General features: G+C 61.4%; 2 protein-coding genes. One reads left to right on the top strand and one right to left on the bottom strand.

The window, feature by feature from the left end:
- The first annotated feature begins 417 nt into the window (after positions 1 to 417).
- Positions 418 to 975, top strand: a complete 558-nt coding sequence (locus AB0B61_RS57370) for a choice-of-anchor C family protein (protein ID WP_358450818.1) — start codon at positions 418 to 420, stop codon at positions 973 to 975.
- Between the two features lie 267 nt (positions 976 to 1,242).
- On the opposite strand, the gene AB0B61_RS57375 is transcribed toward AB0B61_RS57370, so the two are convergent.
- Positions 1,243 to 2,121 (bottom strand): FkbM family methyltransferase, encoded by an 879-nt coding sequence (locus tag AB0B61_RS57375; RefSeq protein ID WP_358450821.1) that lies wholly within the window; start codon positions 2,119 to 2,121, stop codon positions 1,243 to 1,245.
- Between the last annotated feature and the right edge of the window lie 605 nt (positions 2,122 to 2,726).

Below are 2,726 nucleotides of genomic sequence, written 5' to 3' on the forward strand. Positions count from 1 at the left end.
CCAACATCGCCTCCGCCGCCGACTACTACCGCAGCCACCCAGCCGATGGCATGCACCTACTCGGTCTCACGACCTGAGAACGCTTCGGCCCTGATAATAGTATTGGGTGATTTCTGAGCGTATTTCAACTGAACGCATGTGGTAGTGGACCGGCGTGTCCATCCTGGACGGATGGGCTTATCGGTGGTTACTTTGAGCTGCTCCGTCAATGTTCATGGTTGTCACCAGGGCTTTGAGAGTGAGCACCTGGATGGCGGTGTCAAGTCCGTCATCTCTCCACGAAATCGCGCACACCAAAGGAAGATCATGACTGTTGACATATCTTCTGTCGATTGCCGGGCCCCGGTCCCGTCGCGTCTCCGCGATCGGTCCGGCCACGCGAGCCCATGGCGACGGTTTTGCGTCGGCGCCAGCCTGATGGGCGCCCTGACCGCAGCCTTCGCACCCACGTCGGCCGCCGCTACGTCGGGACTGGGGAACGGCAGCTTCGAGCAACTCGATATAGCACCGGATTACTTCCAGAACTTCGTCAGTGGGGAGTCCATCGGAACGTGGCAGGTCAGCATGGGGAGTGTGGACCTGATCCGTGCCAACTTCTGGCAGGCGGCAGACGGAAGGCAGTCGCTGGACCTCAACGGCTCAGGGACTAGCCCGCTGGGCGGGGTGCAGCAGACCGTCACCACGCGTCCAGGCGAGACTTACGAGCTGGTCTACTCGCTCGCCGGAAATCCAGGCGGGGAGCCGACATTGAAGACAGGAACGGTTCTCGTCAATGGGGCTGTGATTCAGAGCTTCAGCTTCGACACCTCGAGTAGCACCAAGGCAGACATGCGGTACCAGACGCGGAAGGTGAAGTTCATAGCGACCGGGCTCTCCACCACTCTGCAGTTCAAGAGCACAACCGAGGGTGCCTATGGCCCGGTTATCGACGACGTAGACGTCGGCCGATGCGCCTGCAGTGGGGCAACGTCCTAGGCCAGCCGTTCAAGGCGTTGCCAGTCGAGAGGCCGACCGCCGCGCCTCTCTGTTCGCCGACCGGGCCGTGGATCTGTCTGTCCAACACGACGATGCTCCGGCTCGGGCGGTAGGCGGTTGAGCCTCAAGCGCTGTGGAGCTGCGGTTCGGATCGAACGACGCATACCTCACTGTCCTGACGCATCCGATCGCCTGCCTCGCTCGGTAAGCGGGGCACGAGCTTTCCGCAGGGGGACTCCCCAGCGAGAGAAGCGAGCCTATGCGCACTTACAGTGCGCCGTGTAGCCGAGCGTCAACCTCGGCTCGTCGCTCCCGCGAGACAACGAGGACGTTCGGCGTCGGAACGAATGAATCTGAGGCCGTCACCAACCGATTGGGGCCGGGCTCGTAGCACACGAACTCGTAGCCGTGATCTGCGAGCCACTCGCGGACCTGCGTCACGGTGGAACCGAATCGAATGAGGAAACGATCGACGAGTTCCAGCATCAAAACGGCGGGTTCCCCACGAGCGAGAATCTTCTCCGCACCTGCCAGGGCCTGGTGCTCCGCCCCTTCGATGTCGAGTTTGCCCATCGCCCAGTCACGGTCCGGCAGCACGTCATCGAGGCGGACAATGTTCACGTCGACGGTATTGGCGGTAGGCACGAGGTCTTCCCGGGTCTGGATACGTGAGCCGACTCCACGGATGACGAAGGGCATCCGGCCTGGCTCCGCGCCGACGGCGTCCGAGTGGACAGTGACCATCGTGAGGTGGTTGGCCCGGATGTTCGCGCGCAGTCTGGTGAGGTAAAGAGGGACGGCCTCGAAGGCATGCACCTCCCCCGCTGAGCCGACCAGTTTGGCAGCGAGAAGCGTATAAACGCCCTCATTGGCGCCGCAGTCGATGAAGCCATCCCCAGGTCGGAGATAGCGCTGGATAAAGGTCATCTCCGGGTGATCCGGCAATGGGCCGAAGTAGAAGAACCGGCTGGCTTGGCCGTCCGGGTAAGCTCGAATCTTCATGTTTTCGTACACGGTCAAGTCAAACGGATGGCGTATCAATCTCTTCCATGCCTGCCATCGGGCGGTGCGGATGAGGGCCGCTCCTCGATTGTCACGGTTGGCAGGATGGCTCAAAATAGCCTTTAGCATTCCTTGGGCCTTCATTGGGGTGATCCTCTCTGGCCCTGTAGAGCCATGTTCTCTTGCTCGCCGGCCTGATCGATATCGATCTCAAAGGTCGCTGGTCGCCCGCGTTGGTTTTCTCCTTTGTCAGGCTACCGCGTGAATCCGGGAAGCATTCTCAGGCCACACCCATCTGTGCTTTTTTGGGGGGCGACACATATCTTGCCGGTAGAAACGGGCAAGAGGATACTCTGTTGTTGACATTCATCCTCATGCCCCTGAGCTCGCACAAAGTGCCGTCAAGGGTTTGGTCAGCCCGCATCGCGCTACCAAAACCCTGGTGACGGCTTATGCGACCGCGACGGGATTCGGCTCACGCGACGGTCGTCTGTCGTTGAACGCAACGCGCTTGCCGGACCGCGCTCGCCCGCGTCGTCGGGCGTACGCAATCCGGAGCCCTTTTACGGCCGGATGGGTGAACCATCTGCTGTTCACCGGGGAGTTCCCCCACGAGGCCGGCCTTCCTACGAAGGGTTGACCGTCTGGGGCAGTGGCGGTGAGGTGCTTGGGGCGAAGTGGATCGGGTTTTCGTTGTCGAAGGTGGTTCCGCCGAGGTAGACGGCGGTGATGCGGTGTTGTCCTGTGGC

The organism is Nonomuraea sp. NPDC049158, from assembly GCF_040648335.1.
GTDB lineage: Bacteria > Actinomycetota > Actinomycetes > Streptosporangiales > Streptosporangiaceae > Nonomuraea.

Coding starts and splice junctions, on each gene's coding strand:
- AB0B61_RS57370 (WP_358450818.1), top strand. CDS start 418: ATGGGCGCCCTGACCGCAGCCTTCGCACCCACGTCGGCCGCCGCTACG.
- AB0B61_RS57375 (WP_358450821.1), bottom strand. CDS start 2,121: ATGAAGGCCCAAGGAATGCTAAAGGCTATTTTGAGCCATCCTGCCAAC.